Source organism: Halodurantibacterium flavum (genome assembly GCF_042681825.1).
GTDB lineage: Bacteria > Pseudomonadota > Alphaproteobacteria > Rhodobacterales > Rhodobacteraceae > Halodurantibacterium > Halodurantibacterium flavum.
On sequence record NZ_JBHUGH010000002.1, the window covers coordinates 271,428 to 294,080 of the forward strand.

At 67.0% G+C, this 22,653-nt stretch carries 23 protein-coding genes; 6 read left to right on the top strand and 17 right to left on the bottom strand.

The genetic code is table 11. The features are described from left to right. Position 1 precedes the first annotated feature (1 nt). Positions 2–1,588: a gamma-glutamyltransferase family protein gene (locus ACFSGJ_RS02920; protein WP_390259347.1), complete on the top strand. Its 1,587-nt coding sequence runs from the start codon at positions 2–4 to the stop codon at positions 1,586–1,588. Between the two features lie 35 nt (positions 1,589–1,623). Here the strand turns inward: ACFSGJ_RS02920 and ACFSGJ_RS02925 are convergent, their stop codons facing one another. From ACFSGJ_RS02925 to ACFSGJ_RS02955, 7 genes are all read right to left on the bottom strand, one after another. Then, positions 1,624–2,313 (bottom strand): GntR family transcriptional regulator, encoded by a 690-nt coding sequence (locus ACFSGJ_RS02925; RefSeq protein WP_390259348.1) that lies wholly within the window; start codon positions 2,311–2,313, stop codon positions 1,624–1,626. A 203-nt stretch (positions 2,314–2,516) separates the two neighbouring features. Then, positions 2,517–3,995, bottom strand: a complete 1,479-nt coding sequence (locus ACFSGJ_RS02930) for a sodium:solute symporter family protein (protein ID WP_390259350.1) — start codon at positions 3,993–3,995, stop codon at positions 2,517–2,519. After that, positions 3,992–4,177 (bottom strand): hypothetical protein, encoded by a 186-nt coding sequence (locus ACFSGJ_RS02935; protein WP_390259352.1) that lies wholly within the window; start codon positions 4,175–4,177, stop codon positions 3,992–3,994. Before ACFSGJ_RS02935 ends, ACFSGJ_RS02930 begins: the two co-directional genes overlap by 4 nt. A gap of 114 nt (positions 4,178–4,291) precedes the next feature. Next, positions 4,292–5,437, bottom strand: coding sequence for an FAD-dependent monooxygenase (locus tag ACFSGJ_RS02940; RefSeq protein WP_390259353.1), 1,146 nt, complete (start codon positions 5,435–5,437; stop codon positions 4,292–4,294). Positions 5,438–5,553: 116 nt separating this feature from the next. Beyond that, positions 5,554–5,772, bottom strand: coding sequence for a c-type cytochrome (locus ACFSGJ_RS02945; RefSeq protein ID WP_390259354.1), 219 nt, complete (start codon positions 5,770–5,772; stop codon positions 5,554–5,556). 43 nt (positions 5,773–5,815) lie between these two features. Beyond that, positions 5,816–8,998, bottom strand: a complete 3,183-nt coding sequence (locus ACFSGJ_RS02950; RefSeq protein ID WP_390259356.1) for a molybdopterin cofactor-binding domain-containing protein — start codon at positions 8,996–8,998, stop codon at positions 5,816–5,818. Continuing rightward, a complete protein-coding gene (locus ACFSGJ_RS02955; RefSeq protein WP_390259357.1) occupies positions 8,991–9,500 on the bottom strand; it encodes a (2Fe-2S)-binding protein in 510 nt (169 codons plus the stop codon). Before ACFSGJ_RS02955 ends, ACFSGJ_RS02950 begins: the two co-directional genes overlap by 8 nt. A gap of 222 nt (positions 9,501–9,722) precedes the next feature. Here ACFSGJ_RS02955 and ACFSGJ_RS02960 point away from each other — a divergent pair, with 222 nt between their 5' ends. The 5 genes from ACFSGJ_RS02960 to ACFSGJ_RS02980 all read left to right on the top strand — a co-directional run bounded on the left by ACFSGJ_RS02960 (position 9,723) and on the right by ACFSGJ_RS02980 (position 13,562). After that, the gene (locus ACFSGJ_RS02960; RefSeq protein WP_390259358.1) at positions 9,723–10,154 is read left to right on the top strand and encodes a MarR family winged helix-turn-helix transcriptional regulator; all 432 of its coding nucleotides are present in this window, start codon (positions 9,723–9,725) and stop codon (positions 10,152–10,154) included. A 120-nt stretch (positions 10,155–10,274) separates the two neighbouring features. Further along, a complete protein-coding gene (locus ACFSGJ_RS02965) occupies positions 10,275–11,024 on the top strand; it encodes a maleate cis-trans isomerase family protein (RefSeq protein WP_465262122.1) in 750 nt (249 codons plus the stop codon). After that, positions 11,021–11,815: an alpha/beta fold hydrolase gene (locus tag ACFSGJ_RS02970; protein ID WP_390259617.1), complete on the top strand. Its 795-nt coding sequence runs from the start codon at positions 11,021–11,023 to the stop codon at positions 11,813–11,815. The genes ACFSGJ_RS02965 and ACFSGJ_RS02970 overlap by 4 nt, the downstream gene beginning before the upstream one ends. 18 nt (positions 11,816–11,833) lie before the next feature. Further along, positions 11,834–12,862: a 2,5-dihydroxypyridine 5,6-dioxygenase NicX family protein gene (locus tag ACFSGJ_RS02975; protein WP_390259360.1), complete on the top strand. Its 1,029-nt coding sequence runs from the start codon at positions 11,834–11,836 to the stop codon at positions 12,860–12,862. Between the two features lie 76 nt (positions 12,863–12,938). Beyond that, positions 12,939–13,562 carry an isochorismatase family protein gene (locus tag ACFSGJ_RS02980; protein ID WP_390259361.1) on the top strand — a complete coding sequence of 208 codons (624 nt, stop codon included), beginning with the start codon at positions 12,939–12,941 and terminating at the stop codon, positions 13,560–13,562. A gap of 16 nt (positions 13,563–13,578) precedes the next feature. On the opposite strand, the gene ACFSGJ_RS02985 is transcribed toward ACFSGJ_RS02980, so the two are convergent. The 10 genes from ACFSGJ_RS02985 to ACFSGJ_RS03030 all read right to left on the bottom strand — a co-directional run bounded on the left by ACFSGJ_RS02985 (position 13,579) and on the right by ACFSGJ_RS03030 (position 22,553). Further along, the gene (locus ACFSGJ_RS02985; RefSeq protein WP_390259363.1) at positions 13,579–13,902 is read right to left on the bottom strand and encodes a hypothetical protein; all 324 of its coding nucleotides are present in this window, start codon (positions 13,900–13,902) and stop codon (positions 13,579–13,581) included. Further along, positions 13,899–14,609: an orotate phosphoribosyltransferase gene (locus ACFSGJ_RS02990; RefSeq protein ID WP_390259364.1), complete on the bottom strand. Its 711-nt coding sequence runs from the start codon at positions 14,607–14,609 to the stop codon at positions 13,899–13,901. The genes ACFSGJ_RS02985 and ACFSGJ_RS02990 overlap by 4 nt, the downstream gene beginning before the upstream one ends. Further along, positions 14,606–15,868, bottom strand: a complete 1,263-nt coding sequence (locus ACFSGJ_RS02995; protein WP_390259366.1) for a Zn-dependent hydrolase — start codon at positions 15,866–15,868, stop codon at positions 14,606–14,608. Before ACFSGJ_RS02995 ends, ACFSGJ_RS02990 begins: the two co-directional genes overlap by 4 nt. Then, positions 15,865–16,815, bottom strand: coding sequence for a dihydroorotate dehydrogenase (locus ACFSGJ_RS03000; protein WP_390259368.1), 951 nt, complete (start codon positions 16,813–16,815; stop codon positions 15,865–15,867). Before ACFSGJ_RS03000 ends, ACFSGJ_RS02995 begins: the two co-directional genes overlap by 4 nt. Further along, a complete protein-coding gene (locus ACFSGJ_RS03005) occupies positions 16,812–17,642 on the bottom strand; it encodes a dihydroorotate dehydrogenase electron transfer subunit (RefSeq protein ID WP_390259369.1) in 831 nt (276 codons plus the stop codon). Before ACFSGJ_RS03005 ends, ACFSGJ_RS03000 begins: the two co-directional genes overlap by 4 nt. Before the next feature lie 9 nt (positions 17,643–17,651). Further along, positions 17,652–18,935 (bottom strand): TRAP transporter large permease, encoded by a 1,284-nt coding sequence (locus ACFSGJ_RS03010; RefSeq protein WP_390259371.1) that lies wholly within the window; start codon positions 18,933–18,935, stop codon positions 17,652–17,654. Then, positions 18,932–19,429: a TRAP transporter small permease gene (locus ACFSGJ_RS03015; protein WP_377405412.1), complete on the bottom strand. Its 498-nt coding sequence runs from the start codon at positions 19,427–19,429 to the stop codon at positions 18,932–18,934. Before ACFSGJ_RS03015 ends, ACFSGJ_RS03010 begins: the two co-directional genes overlap by 4 nt. A 63-nt stretch (positions 19,430–19,492) precedes the next feature. Continuing rightward, complete coding sequence (locus ACFSGJ_RS03020) at positions 19,493–20,497, bottom strand: TRAP transporter substrate-binding protein (protein WP_390259373.1); 1,005 nt, start codon at positions 20,495–20,497, stop codon at positions 19,493–19,495. Between the two features lie 120 nt (positions 20,498–20,617). After that, a complete protein-coding gene (locus tag ACFSGJ_RS03025) occupies positions 20,618–21,511 on the bottom strand; it encodes a helix-turn-helix domain-containing protein (protein ID WP_390259375.1) in 894 nt (297 codons plus the stop codon). 205 nt (positions 21,512–21,716) lie between these two features. Next, complete coding sequence (locus tag ACFSGJ_RS03030; RefSeq protein WP_390259376.1) at positions 21,717–22,553, bottom strand: potassium channel family protein; 837 nt, start codon at positions 22,551–22,553, stop codon at positions 21,717–21,719. Positions 22,554–22,653 lie beyond the last annotated feature (100 nt).

Genomic DNA, 22,653 nt, shown 5'->3' on the forward strand with positions numbered 1-22,653 from the left:
CGTGCTGAGTTCGGCATACGGGTTCAACGGGGGCGTTTCGGCCCCGCACCGGGCGGCGGCGCTGGCCGGGCGCGACATCCTTACATCGGGCGGCAGCGCGGTCGAGGCGATGGTCGCGGCGGCTGCGACAATCGCCGTCGCCTATCCGCATATGAACGGCATCGGCGGCGACGGGTTCTGGATCATCCATCGCCCCGGCAGCCCGCCCGTGGCGGTTTCGGGCTGCGGACGCGCGGCGGAACTGGCCTCGGTCGATTGGTATGCCGGTCACGGCATCACCGGCACCCTGCCCGCCCGGGGCGCATTGGCCGCGCTGACGGTCCCGGGCACCATCGCGGGCTGGCAAAAGGCGTTAGGGCTTTGCCCCAAGGGCAATCGCCTGCCCCTTTCGGACCTTCTGGCCCCGGCCATTGCCCTTGCGGGCGAAGGCGTGGCGGTGACGGAAAACCAGTCCCGTACCACGCGCGAGAAACTCGACGGGCTGAGGGACGTTCCCGGCTTTGCGGAGGCGTTTCTGGTCGATGGCGCGCCCCCCAGAGCGGGGCACAGGCTGGTGCAGGCGGCCCTTGGCCGGACGCTGGACCATCTGGCGCGGAACGGGCTGCAGGAGTATTACACCGGCGACCTGGCAGCGACCCACGCGGCCTGGCTGGAAAAGACCGGCAGTCCGCTGCGCCGTTCCGATTTCACCCGGTTCGCGGCCGAGACCACCGACCCCCTCATGACGGACCTGAGCGTGGGCCGGGCCTGGAACATGGTCGCGCCGACGCAAGGCGTCTCCTCGCTCATGATCCTCGGGCTATTCGACCGGCTGGGCGTGACCGAGGCAGAGGGGTTCGCCCATCTGCACGGGGTGATCGAGGCCACGAAACTCGCCTTCATCCGGCGCAACGCGGAACTGGGCGACCCGGATCACATGGAGGGCTGCGCGCAGGACTGGCTTGCGCCCGACGCGCTGGACGCGCTTGCCCGCCAGGTCGACCCCGCCCGCGCCCGTCCCTGGCCGGAAATTGCAAAGCCGGGCGACACGATCTGGATGGGGGCCGCGGACTGCGACGGATGTGTCGTCAGCTTCATCCAGTCGGTGTTCTGGGAATTCGGCTCGGGGCTCACCTGCCCGGAAACGGGCGTCTTCTTCCAGAACCGAGGCGCAGGTTTCAGCCTTGATGCCGGACCGAACCAGTTGCGCCCCTTTGCGCGTCCGTTCCACACCCTGAACCCCGCCCTCGCGCAACTGAAGGATGGACGGGTGCTTGCCTATGGCACCATGGGCGGCGAGGGTCAGCCCCAGACGCAGGCCGCCGTCTTCAGCCGCTACGCGATGTTCGGGCAGGACCTGCAACAGGCCGTCTCCGCGCCGCGCTGGTTACTGGGCAGGACCTGGGGCGATGCGAGCGTCAGCCTCAAGCTGGAAGCGCGCTTTGACCCCGCCTTGATCGAGCGCCTGCGAAACGCGGGCCATGAGGTGGAGATCATCGCGCCCTACAGCGATCTGGCAGGTCATGCAGGCGGCGTTGCGGTTCACCCGGACGGCCTTGTCGAGGTCGCGTCGGACCCGCGTGCGGATGGGGCGGCGCTGGCCTTCTGAGCCCGGCGCCCCCGGCGGCGACAGCTCGCGTGCCGTCACGACGCCTTGGGCGGCCTTTGACCGCGCCGCGCCGGTTCCTCGGGCCAGTGCAGCAGCATCGCGCTCGCCGCGCTGATCAGGTGGCGGCGCAGCGCCTTTTCGGCTGCAGCGCCATTTCGTTGCATTACCGCCTCGACGATCTGCGCGTGTTCCTTGTGGGACCGCGCGATGCGGGTCTGATCCGACAGTTGCCTGCGCCGGAACGGAGCGAGCTTCAGCCGCATCGCCTCGGCCATTGTCTGAAACTCGCTGTTGCGCGCGCCAAGATAGAGCAACTGGTGAAATTCCGTATTGGCCTCTTCATAGGCCGCCACATCCTGCCCCTGCATGAGCGCGGCCATTCCGTCATGCAGCGCCTCCAGCCGCGCCCGTTCTTCAAGGCTCATGCGCTCGGCCGCGAACCGCCCGCACAGCGCCTCGATCTCGCCCATCGCCTCGAAAAGCTCGCTGATCCGTTCCCGGGTGATCTCGCTCACCACCGTGCCCCGGAACGGGATGCGGGTGACAAGGGATCGCGCCTGAAGGATCTGCAACGCCTCGCGGACGGGCGTGCGCGACACGTTATGCCGTTCGGCCAGCGTCACCTCATCGAGCCGCGTTCCGGCGGCCAGTTCGCCCGCAATGATCGCCGCCTCAAGCTTCAGCGCGATGGATTGCCCAAGGATGTCACGCGTTCTCTCGGCCAAGCGGGCCTCCCTTTGCCGGGTTCGCCATTGTCTCAGGGGGCCGCGCCAAAGGCTCTCCCGCGGTCCGGCTCAGGATACAGGGATCGGGTCGGGGCTTCCAGTCGTTTCGGGGTCCGCAAGGGGGCAACCATGCGCCGGCGCGGTAAAATGACCGGGACCCGCGCCGGATGGCACGGGTCCCGAAAGGGTGGCCGATCCTTGCGTCAGGCGACCCTGGCTGCGCCTACGGGCTGCGGGTGCGGATCGATAAAGCCGTCCAGCACCTCGGCCGGCGACGGGCGGGTGACAAGGCTGACACCGACGAAGATCAGCGCCGCGACCGGAAAGCCCAGAACACCGGCATTCAGCCCCATCAGCGAATTGCCCGTCAGGTACATCCCGATGACAAAGATCACCCCGCCGACGATCGAGGCGATGGCCCCCGCCGCCGTGGCGCGTGACCAGAAGAAGGCGCCGATGGTCGCCGGAACGATCACCACCAGCCCGACCGAGGTCGCGACCGAGAGGATCGCGATCATGCTGAACTCCATCGCGGCAAAGCCCAGGGCAAGGACCGAGATGACCGGGATCACGAACTTGCCGATCTTCAGCTGGCGCGCATCGTCGCGGTCGCCGGTCAGGTTGCCATAGACGTCCCGCGAAAAGATCGACGAGAGCGTCAGCAGGATCGAGTCAATGGTGGACACGGCCGCCGCCATGATCCCGATCATCACGATCACCCCCAGCACCGGCGGCACGAAATCCGACGACAGCAGCATCGAGGTCGCCAGATCCGGACGCGCCAGATCGGGGAAGGCGAGGAAGGCCGAAAAGCCCCAGATGACCGACACGAGGGTGTAGACGAGGCCGAAGCACAGGAAGATGATCAGCATCCGGCGCAGCGCGCCGAGCGAGGCGGGCATGAACAGACGCTGGCTGACCTGCGGGTTCGAGATGGCAAAGAAGAACCAGGGCAGTGTCATGCCAAGGAACGTCGCAAAGCTGAAAAGCCCCGGCCCGGGCACCTGAAGCATGGCGGGCGACGCCTCGGCGATGCGGTCGAACATGGTGAAGAACCCGCCCATCTCGGCCACGACCAGCACGCAGACCGCCGCCGAGGCGATGATCATCATGCCCGCCTGCAGGCTGTCGGTCCACATTACCGACCGGATGCCCGCGATATAGGAAAACAGGATCGCCAGCACCGTCGCGATCAGGATGCCGGTACCAAAGCTGATCTGCCCCTGGGTCATGCCCGAGAGCAGATAGCCCACGCCCGACAGCTGCACCGCCGAATAGGGGATCAGGAACACGAGGCTGGTGAGGCCCGCCAGGATGGCCACCCATTTGCTGCCATAGCGGGTGCCCAGCATCTCATACGGGGTGACGAAACCGTGGCGCTTGCCCGCCCGCCAGAAGCGCGGGCCGAAGATTGCGACCAGTGTGACGCCGGCGAAATAGACGATCTCGAAGCCCAACGCGCCGACCCCGCCACGATAGGTCAGGCCGGCAAGCCCGACCATCATGAAGGCCGAATAGGTGGTCGCCGAATAGCTGAGCGCCGAGACGATGCCCCCCATCCCCCGGTCGCCCAGGAAATAGCCCGACATGGAACTGGCCGGGCCCGAACGCGACAGCCAGGCAACGACGAGCGACAGGATCACATAGATGGCGATCCCCCAGATCACGAGCGAGAGGGTCATTCCGCATCCTCCGAAAAGCCAGCGGTGGCGATGATGTTCAGGATGATGATGGCGACGCCCGCAAGGCACCAGAACAGGAAGCTGCCATACCAGGCAGCGACTTGTCCGATAAGGGCATAAGGCACGAAATAGCAGGTCAGGATAACCAGACTGACCAGCTTGAGAGACAAGCTTCGGGACATGTTGATAGCTCCCTGTTGGGGGGTGATGGGCGGTCTTCGGCGACTTGGGGCCGGACCTCCTCGTTCACGTATTGGACCCGCGCGCGGCCGCGCAGGTCATCGTCGCATCCCGGCCTAATGGAGCGGGACGTTCATGGGGTCATATGCATACACCCATGCCGGATCTTCGGGTTCCTTCAGCCAGGTATTGGCGTTGGAGATCGTCTGGACCTTGGTCGCCCGGTCGCGCCGCGCGTTTTCGTAGATGCGGAAGGCCGTACGGAAATCATCGGCCCCGGTCAGCGACAGGGCGCGGGCCAGCACCGCCGCGTCCTCGATCGCCATGCAGGCGCCCTGGGCCATATGGGGGCGCATCGGATGGCAGGCATCGCCCAGAAGGCACAGGCGGCCCCGGCTCCAGAGGCTCATGGGATCGCGGTTCCAGAAAGGCCATTTCGTGACATGGGTGGTCGCGTCGATCAGGCCGCGGACCATCGGATGGGCGCCGGCGCCAAAGATCGCGTCCATCTCCTCCTGCGAACTGTCAATGAAACCCGCGTCGTGGTCCCAGCTGTCCACGGGCACGCCGGTCACATAGTAATATTCGCTGCCATCGCCCTTGGTCGCATAGGCCATGATGTGGCGCGAGAGGTCCCACCACCATTTCACGCAGCGCTCGTAATCCAGCCCCGTGGCGCGCAGCTTGTCCATGTCGACCAGCGCCCGATGACCTATCCAACCGGAAAACTTCGGCTTTTCCGGGCCCAGCAGCTTTTCCCGGATACGCGAGTTGATGCCGTCGGCGCCGATCACCAGCCCCGCTCCGATCTGGCGGCCATTGGCAAAGGTCAGCAGGACATGGTCTTCACGCTCTTCCAGATCGGTCAGGCCATGACCGAAATGCAGCCGGTCCCGGGGCAGGATCGCGATCTGCTCGGCATGGAGATCGCCGCGATGGATGGTGATGTAGGGCGCGCCATATTCCCGCCTGGCAAAGTCGCCCAGCTTGATGCGCGACAGGTATTCACCCGTCATCCCGTCGCGCGAGAACCAGTGGTCGGGATGCGCGCCGATCGCGGCCAGCCGGTCCTCCAGCCCGAGGGCGCGGAAGATCTTCATCACATTCGGCCCGATATGGATACCCGCCCCCAGCCGGACGAACTCGGGCGCCTGTTCAAAGACTTCCACCTCAAAGCCGGCGTCGATCAGCAGTGCCGCAGCAGCCGCGCCCCCAAGCCCTGCGCCGATCACGGCGATATCGATGCGGTCGATCGCGGTCACGAAGAATCCTCCTGCAAGTTCACTTCATATCATTTGTATGCATACAACTATCTTTGGCAACTGTTTCGTGTTGGCGGGGCGCAGATCGACGGTGAAATGCCCAAATCCCGGGCGCATCAGGGCCATGGCGGAAGATCGGGTGCAAAGCGCGCACGCAGGTAGCGGGCCAGTTCGGCCATATGCGCCTCCGAAAGCTCGGCCCCGAAGCCGGGCATATCGCGCAGCGGCAGCGCAAGCGGCGCCTCGATTCCGTTGCGGATGACGCGCAGCACCGCATCGGGTGCCGGCGCGCGGATGGCAGAGGACATGGTCAGCGGCAGTTGCGCCGCGGTCACGGCCCCCGGCAACCCCGGCGCATGGCAACTGGCGCAGGCGGCGTCAAAGAGGCGCGAGGCAGGGCCCGGCGGCAGCGCAGCCTCGGCCCGGGGTTGGGGCGGCCCGAAAAAAAACGACCTGGCTCGCAAGATAGGTCGCCATGGCGCGGATATCCGCATCCGGCAGCGCGCCGAGGCCGGCCACAATCCCTGCCATCCGCCCCGAGGCGCTGGCGATCCCCGGGGCGTGACCGTCGCGCAGATAGGCGGCGAATGCGGCCTCGTCCCAGCCGCGCGCCCCGGCGGCCGGCCCCGCAAGCGGCGGCGCCCAGTCGGCCCCGACCATCGCGCCGGCATAAGCGCGCGCAGGGTCTTCCGCCCCAAGCGCACTGCGCGGCGTGTGGCAGGCACTGCAATGGCCCGCGCCCTCGACGAGATAGCGTCCGCGATTCCATGCCTCGCTTTGCGCCGGATCAGGCTGCAACGTCGAGGGCTCATGGTAGAGCGCGTTCCAGACCGCGTTCACCGGGCGCAGGTTCACGGGCGCCAGCATCGCCGCGCGGGGCGTCTCGGCCCGGACCGGCGGCAGGGTCTGCAGATGGGCATAAAGCGCCTGCATGTCGCCGTCGTCGATCCGCGCAAAGGCGGTATAGGGAAAGACCGGATAGAGGTTTTTCCCGTCGCGGCTGATCCCGTGGCGCATCGCGCGTTCGAACGCGGCAAAGGACCATTGGCCAAGACCCGTTTCGGGATCGGGCGTCAGGTTGGTGCTGTAGACCGTGCCAAACGGCGTTTCCATCGGACGCCCCCCGGCATTCGGCGGCCCGTTTTCGGCGGTGTGGCAGCCGGCGCAATTCGCGGCCGCAAAGACCTCGGCACCGCGGGCCAGCGTTTCGGAAGTGAACTGTCCCGGCGCCGGCGCACGGCTGAGCGGGATGGCGGAATGGATCGGCAGCGCCAGCGCCCCGAGGGTCAGTACCCCGCCAAGCGCGGCCAGCGGGCCCCAGCGCCTGCCCCACCTGAACGTGGCAAGGGGCGCGGCGGGGGGCAGCGCAGCGGTCCCTGTCCCCTCTGCAGCCAGCGCGGCGCGCAGCTTTTCGGGGGTGAAGGGCGCCTCGCGCAGGCGTATGCCGGTCGCGTCGAAGATCGCGTTGGCGATGGCGGCGGCGGCCGGGACGGCGGCGCTTTCGCCCACACCGAGCGCCGGGTCGCCCGGCCGCTCGATCAGCATGGTCCGGATCTCGGGGACCTGCGCGAAGCTCTGGATCGGGTAGGTCGCCCAGCTTTTGGCGGTGGGGGCGATGGCGTCAAAGGTCACTTCTTCGGTCAGGGTGCGGCTGGCGGTCTGGATGACGTTGCCGTGGATCTGCGCGCGCACGCCCTCAGGGTTGATGACAAGGCCCTGATCCTGCCCGACAAGGACGCGGGTCAGCGCGACCTCGCCGGTTTCCGTATCGACCGCCACGTCGCAGACCCAGGCCGCCGAGGCCGCCGCCGTGCCCGGAAAGGTCCCGTGGACATAGGTCGCGAAGGCAAAGCCCTGCCCATAGGCCATGCGCCCCTGCCGCCGGAATCGCGGACCGCTGCGGGGTTGCCACCCGGCCTCATCGGCGGTGCGGCGCACCAGATCGGCCTGCCGGGGGTCGTCCAGATGGCGCAGGCGAAAGGCGACCGGGTCCTCGCCCGCCTCATGTGCGAGCTCATCGACAAAGCTTTCATGGGCAAAGGTATTGGGCAGGGCCGAGACGCCGCGCATCCAGGACGCGCGCACGATGGGCGCCAGATCGTGGCAGGTGACGCGCTTGTGCGGCACGCGATAGGGCGGCACGATGGTCCGGTCGCCCATCTTCGCGTGATGTGGGTCCGGCGAAATCCGCCCCGTCAGCAGCAGCGCAAGGTTCGGCCCCCGGTTCGAGGGATACCAGCTGTCGAAACCATAGGCGTGGAGATCGCCCGAGGGGCCGAGACCGCCCTGAACCTCCATCAACTGGGCGGCGCCCTTCGGCTCCCACAGATGTTCCTGCGCGCGGGTCAGCTGGACCCGGACCGGCCGGCCCACCGCGCGCGACAAAAGCAGCGCATCGCCGCAGACATCGTCGGCGCAGTTGCGGCCATAGCAGCCGGCGGCCTGAAGGCGACGCACCTCGACCCGTTCGGGTGCGAGCCCTGCGAGCAGCGCAAGATCGTCGCGCAGCATATGCGGGTTCTGGGTGCCCGACCAGACGATGGGCGCGCCACCGTTCCAGTCCGCGACGCCGCAGGAGGGCCCGATCGAGCCATGTTCGTGATAGGGCCAGAGATAGGTCCGCGCGAGCCGCGTGCCGCATTCCGCAAGCCCCCGATCGAAATCGCCGCTGCTGTCCAGCACCCGCGGGCTCGACGGCTGCTCCCTGATCGTGTCCGCCAGCCGGTCCATCGGCGGCAGCGGGGGCGGCAGGTGCCAGTCGACGCGCAGCGCCTCGGCGATGGCCTGCGCCTGCTGCGGGGTCCGGGCCACGACGCCGACGAAATCACCCTCGATCACGATGTCGATCAGCCCCGGCATCCCCTGAACCGAGGCGCGGTCCACCCCAATCAGGCTGCGCCCGACAAAGGCGCCGCTGTCCCGCCCGACATAGGGCGGGCGGACGACATGGCCGTGCAGCATCCCTTCCAGACGCAGGTCGTGGATATAGGCAAAGCTGCCGGTCAGCTTGGCGGGCAGGTCGCGGCGCTGCACAGGCTGGCCCACGATGCGATAGCTGGCCGGATCCTTGACCGGGACCCCCGGGTCCAGCCGCATCGTCAGCTGCATCCCCGCGATCAGGGCGCCATAGGCGATAGCCGCGTCCCGCCAATGCACCGCGCCGCAGCGGGTCTCGACCTCGGCGGCGGGCGCGTTGAGGCGGCGCGCAGCGAGGCCCATAAGCGCCTGCCTTGCCTGCGCAGCGGCAAGGCGCAGGGGATGCGCCGCGATCTGGATCGTTTCCGAGGCGATGGTCGGCCCCTGATCGGGGGTGCTGGCCGTGTCGCCAAGGACCAGTTGAACATCGTCCACCGGCAGGTCCAGTTCCTCTGCAACGATCTGGGCCAGCGCGGTCTCGATCCCGGTGCCCAGATCGACATGGCCGTTCCGGGCGATGGCGCGGCCGGTCTCATCCATCTGAAGGAAGGTGATCCGCCCCTCGGGCCGGTCGTCAAAGACCGACAGAAGGCCGGGCGGAGGGTCGGTCCGGAGGTCGGGCATGTCGGGCGTCACCTCAGTCATCGGCGGCCCCAGCCATGCGGCGGTCGGCCTGAAGCGCGGCGCGGCGGGCAGCGTGACGGACGGACGCGACGATTTCCAGATGCGTCCCGCAGCGGCACAGGTTGTCACGCAGCGCCGTACCAATCTCGGCCTCCGACGGGTCGGGATTGCGCGCCAGCAGCGCCACGGCCGTCATCACCATTCCGTTCAGGCAATAGCCGCATTGCGCCCCCTGCCCGTCGATGAACCCCTGCTGGACCGGATGCAGCGCCCCGGTCGCGGGATCGGCAAGACCCTCGAGCGTCATGACCGCCCGCCCCGCCACCCGGCCCGCCCGCATCACGCAGGACCGGGCCGGCGCGCCATCGACCAGCACCGTGCAGGCCCCGCACTGCCCAAGCCCGCAGCCGTATTTCGGGCCATTCAGCGCCAGCCGGTCCCGCAGCAGGTCCAGCAGCGACAGCCCGGCCGCATCCGCCACCGCGACCTGCCGCCCGTTCAACGCGAACTCCAGCCGGTCCATCCTCTTCCCCCGCTCCAGCTTACACATCCCGCGAAGCCTGCTGCAGGATTTGGGTGCATACAAACTTTTTCTACAAGATTTCCCGGCCCGCGCGGACAATGCCTGTTTTTTTGTCACATCGCTTGCCACTGCCCGGGCATGGCAGAGCTGTGGCAGAATGGAACCGGGCGCGCTAAGGAAGAGATATCCCGGAATCCGGGGGCTGGGGCAGGGAGGATGCAGATGACGCGACAGGAGCTTTCGGAATACCGGCTGGACGATCAGGTCGGCTTTCTTCTGCGCAAGGCGCATCAGGCCCATATCGCCATCTGCACCGAAAAGCTGGGTAACCTGTTGACGCCGGTTCAGTTTTCGACGCTGCACAGGCTGGCGACGGAACCCGGCCCGGTGTCGCAGAACGCCCTTGGCCGCATGGTCGCCATGGACGCGGCCACTACCAAAGGCGTCGTGTCGCGGCTCAAGGAACGCGGCCTGATCGTCAGCCGGGCCGACGCAACCGACAAGCGTCGTCACATGCTTTCGACCACCGAGGCCGGGCGCGCCCTCCTGGCCGAGGCTGTCCCCCTCATGCGCGAAATCACCCAGCAAACACTGGCCCCTCTGGAGCCCTATGAACAGGATATGCTGCTAGCCCTTTTGCGCAAGATCAGCTGACCCGCCACTGCCCAAGCTCTGGGCACTCTGTGAATAATCGGGTGCATACATACGATTTTTCTTGAACTCGCGCCGTGCCGCGCCCTAGCCTTCGGGGGACTCATCCAGAAGGCAGGTCCCATGACACCCATCCGCATCGGCCAGATCGTCCCCAGTTCCAACGTGACGATGGAGACGGAAATCCCCGCCCTCCTCCGCGCGCGCGAGATGATCGCCCCCGAGCGGTTCACCTTTCACTCGTCGCGGATGCGCATGAAGCATGTGACGCGGGAAGAACTCGCCGCGATGGATGCCGACAGCGACCGCTGCGCGCTGGAACTGTCGGATGCCCGCGTCGATGTGATGGGTTACGCATGCCTTGTGGCAATCATGTCCATGGGCCACGGCTATCACTGCGCCTCGGCCGATCGGCTGCACGGGGTGACGGTGCAGAACGATGCGGCGGCGCCCGTCATCACCTCGGCCGGGGCGCTGGTCGATGGCATCCGTGCCATCGGCGCCCGCCGCGTCGCGGTCGTCACCCCCTACATGAAGCCCCTGACCGAGATGGTCGTCGACTACATCCGGCATGAGGGGATCGAGGTCGGCGATTACCGCGCGCTGGAAATATCGGACAACCTCGCCGTGGCGGCGCATGACCCGATGAACCTGCCGGGCATCGTCGCGGGGATGGATGTTGCGGATGCGGATGCCATCGTGCTTTCGGCCTGCGTGCAGATGCCCTCGCTCGCCGCGATTTCGACCGTCGAGGCGCAGACGCGCAAGCCCGTCCTGACTGCCGCCGTGGCCACCACATGGGCGATGCTGCGCGCGCTGAACCTGCCAACCCGCGTTCCGGGCGGCGGCACTCTGCTGTCGGGGGCCTACTGATGGGGATCGCGGGACAGGGCTACAACGTCCACGCCAACGGCATCCGCCAGCACCTGATCCACCATCCCGGGCCGGGGCCACAGATGCTGCTGATCCCCGGCATCACCTCGCCCGCGGTCACCTGGGGCTTTGTCGCCGAACGGCTGGCGGAACGGTTCGACGTGCATGTGCTCGATGTGCGCGGACGGGGGCTGAGCGAGGCCGGCGATCTCGATTACGGGCTGGATGCGCTGGCCGATGACGCGGCAGCGCTGGTCACGGCCTGCGGGCTGGACCGGCCGGTGCTGCTGGGCCATTCGATGGGTGCGCGCATCGCCATCCGGGCGGAGCGGCGGGCGCCCGGCAGCTTTGGCGGGCTGATCCTGGTCGATCCGCCGGTCAGCGGGCCGGGGCGGCGCGTCTATCCCTCGGCTTGGCCCTGGTATGGCGATTCCATCCGGCTGGCACGGCGCGGATGCACCGCCGAGGAAATGCGCGCCTTTTGCCCCACATGGACGGACGAGCAGGTCGCACTGCGGGCCGAGTGGCTGCACACCTGCCATTACGGCGCGATCAAGACCGCCTATGACGGGTTCCACACCGATGACGTGCATCAGGACATGCCGCACCTCGACCTGCCCGTCCGGCTGGTCGTCGCGGGCGGCGCGCCCGTCATCCAGCCCGGGGATCTGGCCGAGATCCAGACCCTCATCCCGCATCTTGAAACCCGCATCGTCGAGGGCGCCGGCCACATGATCCCGTGGGACGACCTGCCCGGCTTTCTGGATGCGGTCATGGATTTCAACGCCTAAACAACAGGGAAGACGCAGATGGACCATACCAGTTTCACGGAAATCTGCCTGCATCAGCTACGGATGTCGGGCGTGCACGAGGGCGAAAAGCTGATCGTGCTGACGCAAGGGGCCGACCGGCTCGCCTATGCCGATGCCTTCATGGCCGCCGGCCAGCGCCTTGGGGCACGGATGTATCATATGCGCCTGCCCGCGCCCCTGCCGACCGACGCCTGGGCGGTGGGCCAGACCGGCCTTGCCGCGATGCCCGAGGCGGTCGAGGCGCTCAAGAACTGCGACATGCTGATCGACTGCATCTTCCTGCTCTTCAGCCCAGAGCAGTTCGCAATTCAGGCCGCCGGCACGCGCATCCTGACCGCGGTCGAGCCGCCCGAACTGCTGGCGCGGATGCTGCCCTATCCTGAATTGCGCGAGAAGGTCACCATCGCCGCCGATATGCTGGATCGTGCAAAGGTCATGCGCATCACCTCGGCGCACGGGACGGACGTGACCTACAAGCTGAACACCTATCCGACGGTGCCGGAATATGCCTGCACCGACACGCCCGGGCGATGGGATCACTGGCCCTCGGGCTTTGTCTTCACGGGCGGCGACGATGACGGGGTGGACGGGCAGATCGTGGTGGCGCCGGGCGATATCCTGCTGCCGCAGAACATCATGGTGCGCGAACCGATCACCTACACCATCGAAAAGGGCTGGATCACCGATATCCGCGGCGGGCTCGAGGCCGAGATCGTCAAGGGCTACATGGCCGCCTTCAACGACAAGCGCGGCTTCGGGATGAGCCATGTGGGCTGGGGCATGAACCCGAATGCCAAATGGCACAACTTCGTCCCCGGCAGCTTCGAGGGCGGCATGGGGATGGAGCCGCGCAGCTTTTACGGCAACGTCATGTTCTCGACCGGGCCGAACAACGAGCTCGGCGGGCCGAACGACACCGCTTGCCATCTGGATATCCCGATGCGCAACTGCTCGCTGTTCCTCGATGACGAGGCCATCGTGATCGACGGCGACATCGTGGTCAAAGAGATCCAGCTGGCCTGCTGAGGCCGCCTGCCCCGCGTGCGCCTTTCACAACCTGCCGCGCGGGGTCGTTTCCCACAAGGTTTGCACGGGGTTTCCCATGTCTCAGGAACAGGTCTACGATCAGGCGGGCTTTGGCCGCCCCGTCCCGCGCGGGCGGCGGCCCGCCGTGTTGGTGGTCGATTTCAGCTATGGCTTCACCGACCCGCAATATCCCACCGCTGCCGACATGGCCGGCCCCCTCGCGGCGACGCGCCGGCTGACCGACGCGGCCCGCGCGGCCGGCTTTCCGGTCATCTACACCACCATCGCCTTTCACCCCGGCGAGGTGACCGCCCTGCCCTGGCTGAAAAAGGCCACCGGAATGGCCGCCCTGCAGGAGGGCAGCCGGCTGGTCGAGATCGACGACCGCACGGGCATCCGGCCGGGCGATGCGGTGATCGTGAAAAAGGGCGCCTCGGCCTTTTTCGGGACCTCGCTTGCGGCGCTGCTGACCGGGGCGGGGGTCGATACTCTGGTAGTGACGGGGGCCACGACCTCGGGCTGTGTGCGCGCCAGCGTGGTCGATGCGGTCCAGTCGGGCTTCAACGTGCTGGTGCCTGCCGATTGCTGCGCCGACCGGGCCGAGGCGCCCCATCACGCCAACCTTTACGACATCGGCCAGAAATACGGCGATGTCACGGACAGCGCCGATATCCTGAACTGGCTGAACGGTCTGCGCTGAACTGTGGCACAGCCCCTCAGGCGCCGCGCAGCCGCGCCGCGTCCTGAGCCATGCGCGTCAGCACCGCCAGAACGGCCGCCGCATCGCCGCCCTCATAGGCCGCGTCGAGCGCGGCTGCATCGGCGCTGATGCGCTTGAACATCGCGTCGAGCTCATGCGCAGGGACCGGCATCCGTTCGGTGAAATCCACGAAATCCTCGGCCTCTTTGGCCAGCATGAAATAGGCCGCGGCCTCGGGCGCGGTGCCGGCCTTGTCATAGGCGGCCTCGGCCAGCGCGCGATAGCCGTGGATGCCGCGCCCCCGGTCAAGCAGCGTCTGGATCAGAGAGGTGAACATCATACGGTCCTTTCCTGGAAAAACAGCCGGGATGCCCCGCCATGGCGGGCCGACCAGTCAAGCGGGTTGTCAAGAAACGACCGGATCTCGGCCAGTTCCGCGGGTCCGAACGGCCCGCCTTCATCGGCGACGGCCAGAATATCCTGCCAGTTCGCCAGCGCATGAAGCGCCAGCCCCTCGCCCGCCAGAAGATCGCGCGTCTCGGGGAAGATATCGTAGTAGAAGAGGACGAGACAGTCCGACACCTTTGCCCCGGCCCGCCGCAGCGCCTTGCAGAACCGCAGCTTGGACCCGCCATCGGTCGTCAGATCCTCGATCAGCGTCACGCGCTGACCGGGCGCGATCACCCCTTCGACCTGGGCATTGGGGCCATAGCCCTTGGGCCGCTTGCGCACGTAATGCATCGGCAGGCCGGTATTGGCGGCAAGAAAGGCCGCAAAGGGAATGCCCGCCGTTTCGCCGCCCGCCACGGCCTCGGTCGCTGGGATGTCGCCCTGCAGGATCTCGGTCGCGCTGGCCATCAGCCGGGCCCGGATATCCGGAAAGGAGATGATGCGCCGGCAATCGATATAGACCGGGCTGACCAGACCGGAGCTGAACATGAAGGGGCGTTCCGTCGACAGGCGGATCGCGTCGATCTGCAACAGCGCCTGCGCGGTTTCCCGCGCGATTTCGGCGCGCCGTTCCGCGGTCAGCATCGATGCGCTCATGCCCCTGCCTCTTCCAGGTAGGCAGAGATGATCCGGATGCCCGCCATCAGATCCTCGATCTCCATCGCCTCGCGCGGGTTGTGCGACCCGTTCCTGTTGCGGACGAATACCATGGCCGAAGGGATGCCCGCCTGCGCAAAGACCGCCGCATCATGCCCCGCGCCCGATGCCATTGAAAAGGGTTCCTGCCCGGTGCGCGCCATCGCCTGCATCAGGTCGCGCACCATCCCCGCATCCATCAGCGCGGGCGCGGCCGGGATCTCGGGGCCGGTCTCGAACCGCACGCCACGCACCCGTTCGATATCGCGCATCTCATCCCCCAGATAATCCCGCATATGTGTCAGGATCTCGGCGTTCTGCGACCGGATGTCGAGGCTGAAACTGACGCTGTCCGCGATCCGGGTGATAGCATGGCGCGCGGGATCGGTCGCCACCATGCCCGAGGTCAGGACCAGATCGCCCCCCGTCTGGAGGATATGCAGCCAGCTGTCATCGAGCCGCGTCAGCAGGTCTGCCATGGCCAGAACCGGGTCGTGGCGATAGGCGCGCGGCACCGCCCCCGAATGTCCCCCCTGCCCCGTGCAGGTCACGCTGCGGAAGCGGATGTTTCCCCGGATCCCCGTGACGATGGCCGCCGGGATGTCGCGTTCGACCAGAACCGGACCCTGTTCTATATGCAGCTCGATATAGCCCGCGATCCGGCCAAGGTCGGTCTGGGGTCGCCCGGCCAGGATCCGGCCCGTGTCGATGCCGAGCGCGGCCATGTGTTCGGCCAGCGTGCGGCCATCGCCCTTGTGGCGCGAGCCGAGTTCCTGCTCGGTCATCTGCCCGGTCAGCGCCCGCGACCCCAGATAGCAGGACCCGAACCACGCGCTTTCCTCACCCCGCATCGCAAGACACCGGACCGGCATCCGCAGGCCCCGCCCGCGCGCCCGGATCAGCACCAGAAGGCCCGCGACGATCCCGGCCAGCCCGTCGAAATTCCCGCCCTCGGGCACGCTGTCGATATGCGACCCGATCACCAGATAGCGGCCCGCGTCACGATGTTCGGGCAGGGTGAACCAGCGGTTGCCGCCCGGGTCCTCTTCCACGATCAGGCCGTGATCGCGGGCGATCTGCGACAGACAATCCAGCGCGCGGGTCTCGATATCGGAATAGGCCGGCCGGCTGACGCCAGCCCCGTCGGGCGAGAGCGCGCGCACCGCGTCAAGGATCTGCTGCGCAAGCAGCGCGCCGATATCCGTGCCCGGCCGGTTCATGATGCGAGCGGGGGCATGGCGGCGGGCATAGGCGGGCTGACGGCTGGCAGGCTGACCGTTCCGCAGATATCGGCGACCGAGGCGATGCCACGCGCCGCCAGCCAGTCGTCCAGCCCATCCAGCAGGCGCAGCATCGTGGTGGGCGACTGAAAGGTGGCGGTGCCCACCTGGACCGCCGTCGCCCCGGCGATCAGGAATTCCAGCACATCGTTCAGCGTGCTGATCCCGCCACAGCCGATCACGGGCAGGCGGGTGTTGGTCGCGGCCTGATAGGTCATGCGCAGCGCGACGGGCTTGATCGCGGGCCCCGATATACCGCCCATCACATTGCCCAGCCGGGGTTGCCGCGTCTCGACATCGATCGCCATGCCCAGAAGCGTGTTCGCCATCACGAGCGCATCGGCCCCGGCCGCCTCGGCGGCCTGCGCGACCTCGACCGGCTCGCCGGTATTGGGCGAAAGCTTGACCCAAAGCGGCAGGTCCGTCGCGCGGCGCAGATGCGCGACCACCTGCCCGGTGCTGTCGGCCCGCACCGCAAAGGCGCGGCCATCCGCCTCGATATTCGGGCAAGAGATATTCGCCTCGATCGCCGCGACGCCGGGGACGGACACCGCCGCCGCCAGCCGCGCGAAATCGTCATGGCTGTGGGCCGAGATGGACACGACCAGCGGCACGTCATAGCGGCGCCAGAACGGCAGGGTCCGGGTCAGGAAATGGTCGAGCCCCTTCGACGGGATGCCGATCGCGTTCATCATCCCCGCGCTCAGGTCGCAGACGCGGGGCGTGGGGTTGCCCATGCGCGGCTCGGCCGTGAAGGTCTTGAGCACATGCGCCCCCAGAACCCCCAGATCGAACACATCGGCCAGATCCTCGGTAAAGGTGCCCGAGGCGGGCATGATCGGGTTGGCCAGCGTCATGGCGCCGATGCGGGTGGTCAGGCGGGTCATGCGATCAGCTCCGACAGGGGAAAGACCGGGCCTTCGCGGCAGACCCGGCGATGGACAGTGCCCGCCCCTTCGCGGAACGGGCGCACGCAGGCCTGGCACATGCCAAGGCCACAGGCCATCTGCTGTTCCACCGCGATCTCGCCCGGGATGCCGTGTTTCGCGCCCAGATCCTGCAGCATCCGCGCCAGCCGGTACGACCCGCAGGTGTAGAACGCATCGACCGCGCCGCTTTCGATCCGCGCCTCGATCAGGGAACGCACGGCCTCGGGGTGCGAACTGCCGTCGGTATCGGTGACGACAATCACCTCGGCGCCATAGCTGCGGAAAAGATCCACGGACATCGCAAGTTCCGGCGCGCGCGCGGAACAGATCGCCGTCAGCCGGCGCCCCAACCCATGCGCCGTCCGTGCCAGCGGCGCCAGCGTCGCAAGGCCCACGCCCCGCGCGACCAGCATCAGGTTCTGCCAGTCGTCGGGCATGGAAAACCCCTGCCCCAGCGGACCCAGCACATTCAGTCCGTCGCCGGGCCGCAGGCTGGCCAGACCGCGCGTCCCTGCCCCCGTCACCTTGTAAAGAAAGCGCAGCTCCCCCGCCGCCGCATCATAGTCATAGATGCTCATGGGGCGGCGCAGGAACGGCTGGTCCTCGCCCGTCACCGGACACAGAAGCTGAAAGAACTGGCCCGGCCGGCAGTCCAGAACCTGCGCCGGGGCATCCAGCACCAGAAGGCGGTAATCGCCGTTCACGGCGGTGTTTTCGCGCACCACGCCCGTCGCCTCGGCGCAGCGCGGCACAAAAGGTTCGGGTCGGTCAAGACAGACGGTCATCGCGTTCCCTCAGCCAAAGATAAGTCGCGGAATGAACAGCGAGATCTGCGGCACATAGGTGATCAGCAGCAGCACGATCAGGTTCACCGCAAGGAACGGCCAGACCCCGGCGATGATCGTCGCCACCGGCTTGCGCAGCGTCGACGAGGCCACGAAGATATCGAGCCCGAAGGGCGGCGTGATCATCCCCAGCCCGATGTTCAGCGTCACGATCAGCCCGAAATGCACCGGGTCGATCCCCAGCGCCGCCGCCACCGGATAAAGCGGCGGCACAAGGATGAGGAGCGCCGAGTTCGGGTCGATGAACATGCCCGCGATCAGGAAGCAGACATTGACCACCAGCAGGAACCCGATCCAGCCCGCATCCATGGCGTCAAGGAACCCGATGATCGCGCCGGGCACCTGCGCCAGCGTCACGAAATAGGACACAAGGCCCCCCATCGCCAGAAGGACAAAGATGATGCAGGTGTTGATGGCGCTCTGCTCGGTCACCTCGAAAAGGCCGCGCAGGGTCAGGCTGCGCAGGATGACCACCTCGACCAGGATGGCATAGACGACGCTGATTGCGGCGGCCTCGGTCGCGGTGAAGGTGCCGGAATAGATCCCGCCCAGAATGATGACCGGCATCCCGATCGCCCATTTCGCGGCCCAGATCGTGCGCAGCCGCGTCGGCCAGTCGGCGCGCTCGGCCCGGGCGATCCCGTCGCGGCGGGCGACGAAATTGACGTAAAGCGCAAAGGCCAACCCCAGCACCAGCCCCACGGCCAGCCCGCCCGCAAAGAGCCGCGCGATCGAGGTGCCGGTCATCCAGCCATAGATGATCATCGTGATCGAGGGCGGGATCAGCAGCGCGGTTTCGGCGCTGGAGACGATCAGCCCCAGCGAGAACTTGTCGGAATAGCCGCTGCGCCGCAGTTCCGGGTAGGCCATGCGCGCCATCGCCGCGACCGTCGCGGGCGCCGAGCCCGAAACCGACCCGAAGGCCATCGAGCCGCCCACGACCACATGCCCCATTCCCCCCCGCGTATGACCCAGAAGCGCCTTGACCACCGAGACAAGCTGCCGCGCGATCTGCCCCGACCCCATCAGGTTCGCGGCAAAGACGAAGAACGGAATGGCCAGCAGCGTCGTATGATCGACGCCGCCAAGGATCTTTTGCACCACCACCAGATCGGGGATGTTGGGATAGAACGCGCCCTTGTAGGCCAGCGCCGGCAGGGCCAGCACCAGGAACATCTCGAACCCGAGAACCAGCAGCAGGACGGCAAGAATGACGATCAGGCCCAGAATCATTCCGCGCCCTCCGCGTCCGAAAACCGGTCTATGACGCCGAAAAGGCTCAGCCCATAGCGCAGCGCCAGCAGCAGAAAGCCCGCCACGGGCGCCAGATAGACATAGCCCATCGCGATCCCCAGCGTGGGCGAGCGCTGGCCCGTGCCCAGCACGAAAGACGCAAGCCCCCAGCCCAGCCAGGCGATGTAAAGCGCAAAGCCAAGACCCACCACATCCGTGACCTTCAAAAGCCCCCGGCGCAGGGTCTCGGGCAGCCTGTCGCGCAGGTTGCGGATGCCGACATGGCGCCCCCGTTCCAGCGCCAGCCCGAGGCCGAGGAACACCAGAAAGAGGTTGAGCATCCGCACCGCCTCTTCGATCCAGGCGAAGGACGAGGCCACCTGCCCCCCCAGTTCCCGCGCAAGGACGCTGACAAAGTAAAGCGCGACCATGGTCAGGAAGATCACGACAAGGATCGAACGCTCGCACAGGCGAAGCAGGGTCAGGGCCGGCATTGCAGCTCCGTTAAGCGAAAAAATGGGACGGGCCGGAATGACCGGCCCGCAGCATTGCGCCGTTTACTGCGCCAGCGCCTCGTATTCGGCGGTGTAGATGTCCAGCAGCGCCTGCCCCGGCTCGCCCGCAAGGCTGACATAGGCGGCCGAGGTGGCGCCAAAGGTCGCCTCGCGGAAGGCCGCGCGTTCTTCCGGCGTGGTCTCGCGCACGTTCATCCCGGCGGCGGTCACGGCCTCCAGCGCGCGGTCGACGGCGGCCTGCTTGTTCGCGACGAGTTCCGGGATCACCTCGATGAACGCGTCCTGAATGACGGTCTGATACTCTTCCGGCAGCGTGTTCCACCAGATCGGGCTGAAGATCACCACATCCTCCATCGCGCCGTGACCGGACACGAGCAGGTTGTTCTGCACCTCGAAGTATTTCATCGTCTCGATCGTATCGAGCGGGTTTTCCTGCCCGTCCACGACGCCGGTCTGCAGCGCGGTGTAAAGCTCGCCGAACGGAATCGCGATGGCCGAGGCGTCAAGCGCGGTGAACTGCTCGATCAGGACCCGGCTGTCCATCACGCGGAACTTCTGGTTCGCGAAATCGCCCAGTTCGTCGATCGGCCGGTTCGAGGTGATGTGCTTGCGCCCGTTCGGCCAGAGCGCGATCGCGTGCATCCCCTTGTCGGCAAAGCTGTCCAGCAGCGCCTGACCGAACGGCCCTTCGCGCAGCGCCTGTGCCGCGGCCTCATCCTCGGGCAGCAGATAGGGGATGTCGAGGATCGACACCACCGGGTTGAACCCGCCCAGAAACGCGGCCGGCGCCACCGTGCCTTCCAGCGAACCGAACTGCACGCCCTCGTTCATCTGGCGCTGGTCGCCCAGCTGCGCCTGCGGGAAAAGCTGAAACTCGACCGCGCCGCCGGTCCGCTCGCTCACCAGCGCCGCGACCTTTTCCAGATGGATGTGGCGGTTCTGCGCCGCGGATTCGAGATGGCCGATCTTGGCCACGAATTCCTGCGCAAAGGCCGGACCGCTGATCAGGGCCGCGACCGCGGCAACCAAAAGACCTGTGTTCTTCATTATGTACCCCCGTGGAACTGTTTCTCGGTCATTTCGCGATGCGGGCCACCTGTCAAGAAAATCATCTAATTTTTGAGACGGGCGCGCGCTCCGGATGACTTTTGCACAAATATTAATCACTCAGCGTGCCCCGGCGGCCTCCTGCGCCCTTTGCACGAGCGACTCCAGATGATCGGCCGCAGCAGGACCGCGCAGCGACCCCTGCCACAGGGCGCGGGCGATGCCGTCATGCAGTTCGATCGCCTCGGGCGCCGAGGTCACGAACCCCACGCCGAGGCTGATATTCGGGTCATGGCCCAGCCGGAACGGGCTGACGGTCAGCGTCGCAGTGCCGCCCGCCCGCGTGATCTGAAAGCTGGTCGAGGGGAAGGGCTCGGGCGAGACGCCCAGCTGGACGCCGATATCCGGATTGCGCAAGAGCCCGATGATGTGGCGTACCTCGCCCACCACCGCGCGGCGCCGCCCCGCCAGAACATCGGGCGCAAGACCCGCCCGGCCTTCGACCCCATGACGCAGAAACCGTTCGATATCCGTGGCCGAGATGATCGAGGCGAGCATCGGTTTCCGCCTTGAAAAGCTGCGTTTCCGCGCCGCCAGGATATCGAGGATGCGCCCCGCTTCCGCCTGCCGCTCGGGGCTGAGCGATTCCGGCAGAACCGCGCGCAGGATCTCGTCATACTCGCGCGTGGTCACGAGATACGAGATGGGGCTGAAGAGCCCGATGATCTGCTCCGCCTCTTCCTCCAACTGGCGCATCCGCTCGAAAAAGGCCGCCGCGTTGGGGATGTATTCGATCCCGACCCCCAGAAGGCTCGGCAAGGACACGTTCAACTCGCGCGAGATCGAGGCGAGCGTCTCGATCTTGGTGATCTCGCCCTTCTCGGCCCGGTAGAGCGCCGCGCGCGAAATGCCGATCCGCGTGGCCAGTTCCTCGGGGCCCAGCCCCCGTCCGATCCGATGCGCCCGCAGCCGGGCGCCGATGTCCCGGAAACTCGCCTTGTCGATATCCGCCACGATGCCCCTCCGGCGCTTTTCCGGGCAGGTCTCATTTTTGAAACTTTGCCGCTGACGAACCTGCCGCGTTTTCCCATGCGGATCAAGTACCCGGAGCAGCCGGGTGTTGCAGGGCGTGGCCGGGGGGCCTCCGCACCGGAGCATTCGGGGGCGCCGTCCCCATCCACAGATGCGCTTTCGGCCCTCGACGCCGATGGTCGGGCCGTCAGGCCTCCGGACCCTCGCCCCGGTCACGGCCCCGGTCATGGGCCCGCTCCCGGTCCAGCCGGCTCTGGACCGCCTCGCTGAAGGCGGCGGCTAGGATACCGGCGGGCATCGCGATCAGGCCGATCCCGGTCAGGGCGGTCAGCGCGGCGCAGACCTTGCCCGCCGCCGTCACCGGGACGATATCGCCATAACCCACCGTGGTCAGCGTCGCCATCGACCACCACATCGCGCGCGGGATGCTGCCAAAGGCCACGGGCTGTTCGCCACCTTCGACCACATAAAGCGCGACCGACGACAAAAGCAGCATGACCGCGGCGATGATCAGGCTGACCGCGAGTTCAAAGCGGCGCTTGAAGACGGCTGCCGCGATATCGTCAAAGGCGCGGGAAAAGGCGCCCAGCTTTGCCAGCCGCAGCAGCCGGATAAGCCGGAGCAGCCGCAAGAGGACCCCCTCCATCCCGACAAGGGTGAAGGCCATCGTGACGATCACGATCAGGTCGAGCATCGGCAGCGGCCAGAGCATATAGGCGAGCCGCCCGCCATGGCGCGGGTTTTCCGGCGCGCACCAGACCCGCAGCCCGTATTCACCCGAGAAGACCAGAAGGAGCGTAAACTCCAGCCACCAGAAAACCTCGCGCAGCGGGTTGAACACCGAGGCCTCGGTTTCCAGCACGATCAGAAGGATCGAGATCAGGATCAGCGAGATGATGGTTCGGTTCGCGGGCGACAGGCCCGTTCCAGGCCACAGCGCCGGGTCGATTTCCCGCGCGAGGCGGCGCCGCAACCGGCGCAGGGGGCTGGCCCCGACTTCGACAGAAGAAACGGAATCCGTCATCAGCCGCCCCTCCGACTGTGCCCATTTTTCCGAGGATAGGAGGCGCGCCCGCCGCCCGTCAACACATCTGAAAGTGGCGCCGGGCCGGGCCCTGCCCTCT

Bases quoted from the DNA above. Each gene is read 5' to 3' on its own strand.
- ACFSGJ_RS03010 (WP_390259371.1), bottom strand. From the start codon at position 18,935: ATGATTCTGGGCCTGATCGTCATTCTTGCCGTCCTGCTGCTGGTTCTC.
- ACFSGJ_RS02955 (WP_390259357.1), bottom strand. From the start codon at position 9,500: ATGGACCGGCTGGAGTTCGCGTTGAACGGGCGGCAGGTCGCGGTGGCG.
- ACFSGJ_RS02975 (WP_390259360.1), top strand. From the start codon at position 11,834: ATGGACCATACCAGTTTCACGGAAATCTGCCTGCATCAGCTACGGATG.
- ACFSGJ_RS03000 (WP_390259368.1), bottom strand. From the start codon at position 16,815: ATGACCCGCCTGACCACCCGCATCGGCGCCATGACGCTGGCCAACCCG.
- ACFSGJ_RS02930 (WP_390259350.1), bottom strand. From the start codon at position 3,995: ATGACCCTCTCGCTCGTGATCTGGGGGATCGCCATCTATGTGATCCTG.
- ACFSGJ_RS02985 (WP_390259363.1), bottom strand. From the start codon at position 13,902: ATGATGTTCACCTCTCTGATCCAGACGCTGCTTGACCGGGGGCGCGGC.
- ACFSGJ_RS02990 (WP_390259364.1), bottom strand. From the start codon at position 14,609: ATGAGCGCATCGATGCTGACCGCGGAACGGCGCGCCGAAATCGCGCGG.
- ACFSGJ_RS03030 (WP_390259376.1), bottom strand. From the start codon at position 22,553: ATGACGGATTCCGTTTCTTCTGTCGAAGTCGGGGCCAGCCCCCTGCGC.
- ACFSGJ_RS03020 (WP_390259373.1), bottom strand. From the start codon at position 20,497: ATGAAGAACACAGGTCTTTTGGTTGCCGCGGTCGCGGCCCTGATCAGC.
- ACFSGJ_RS02935 (WP_390259352.1), bottom strand. From the start codon at position 4,177: ATGTCCCGAAGCTTGTCTCTCAAGCTGGTCAGTCTGGTTATCCTGACC.
- ACFSGJ_RS02960 (WP_390259358.1), top strand. From the start codon at position 9,723: ATGACGCGACAGGAGCTTTCGGAATACCGGCTGGACGATCAGGTCGGC.
- ACFSGJ_RS03005 (WP_390259369.1), bottom strand. From the start codon at position 17,642: ATGACCGTCTGTCTTGACCGACCCGAACCTTTTGTGCCGCGCTGCGCC.
- ACFSGJ_RS02950 (WP_390259356.1), bottom strand. From the start codon at position 8,998: ATGACTGAGGTGACGCCCGACATGCCCGACCTCCGGACCGACCCTCCG.
- ACFSGJ_RS03015 (WP_377405412.1), bottom strand. From the start codon at position 19,429: ATGCCGGCCCTGACCCTGCTTCGCCTGTGCGAGCGTTCGATCCTTGTC.
- ACFSGJ_RS02995 (WP_390259366.1), bottom strand. From the start codon at position 15,868: ATGAACCGGCCGGGCACGGATATCGGCGCGCTGCTTGCGCAGCAGATC.
- ACFSGJ_RS02965 (WP_465262122.1), top strand. From the start codon at position 10,275: ATGACACCCATCCGCATCGGCCAGATCGTCCCCAGTTCCAACGTGACG.
- ACFSGJ_RS02980 (WP_390259361.1), top strand. From the start codon at position 12,939: ATGTCTCAGGAACAGGTCTACGATCAGGCGGGCTTTGGCCGCCCCGTC.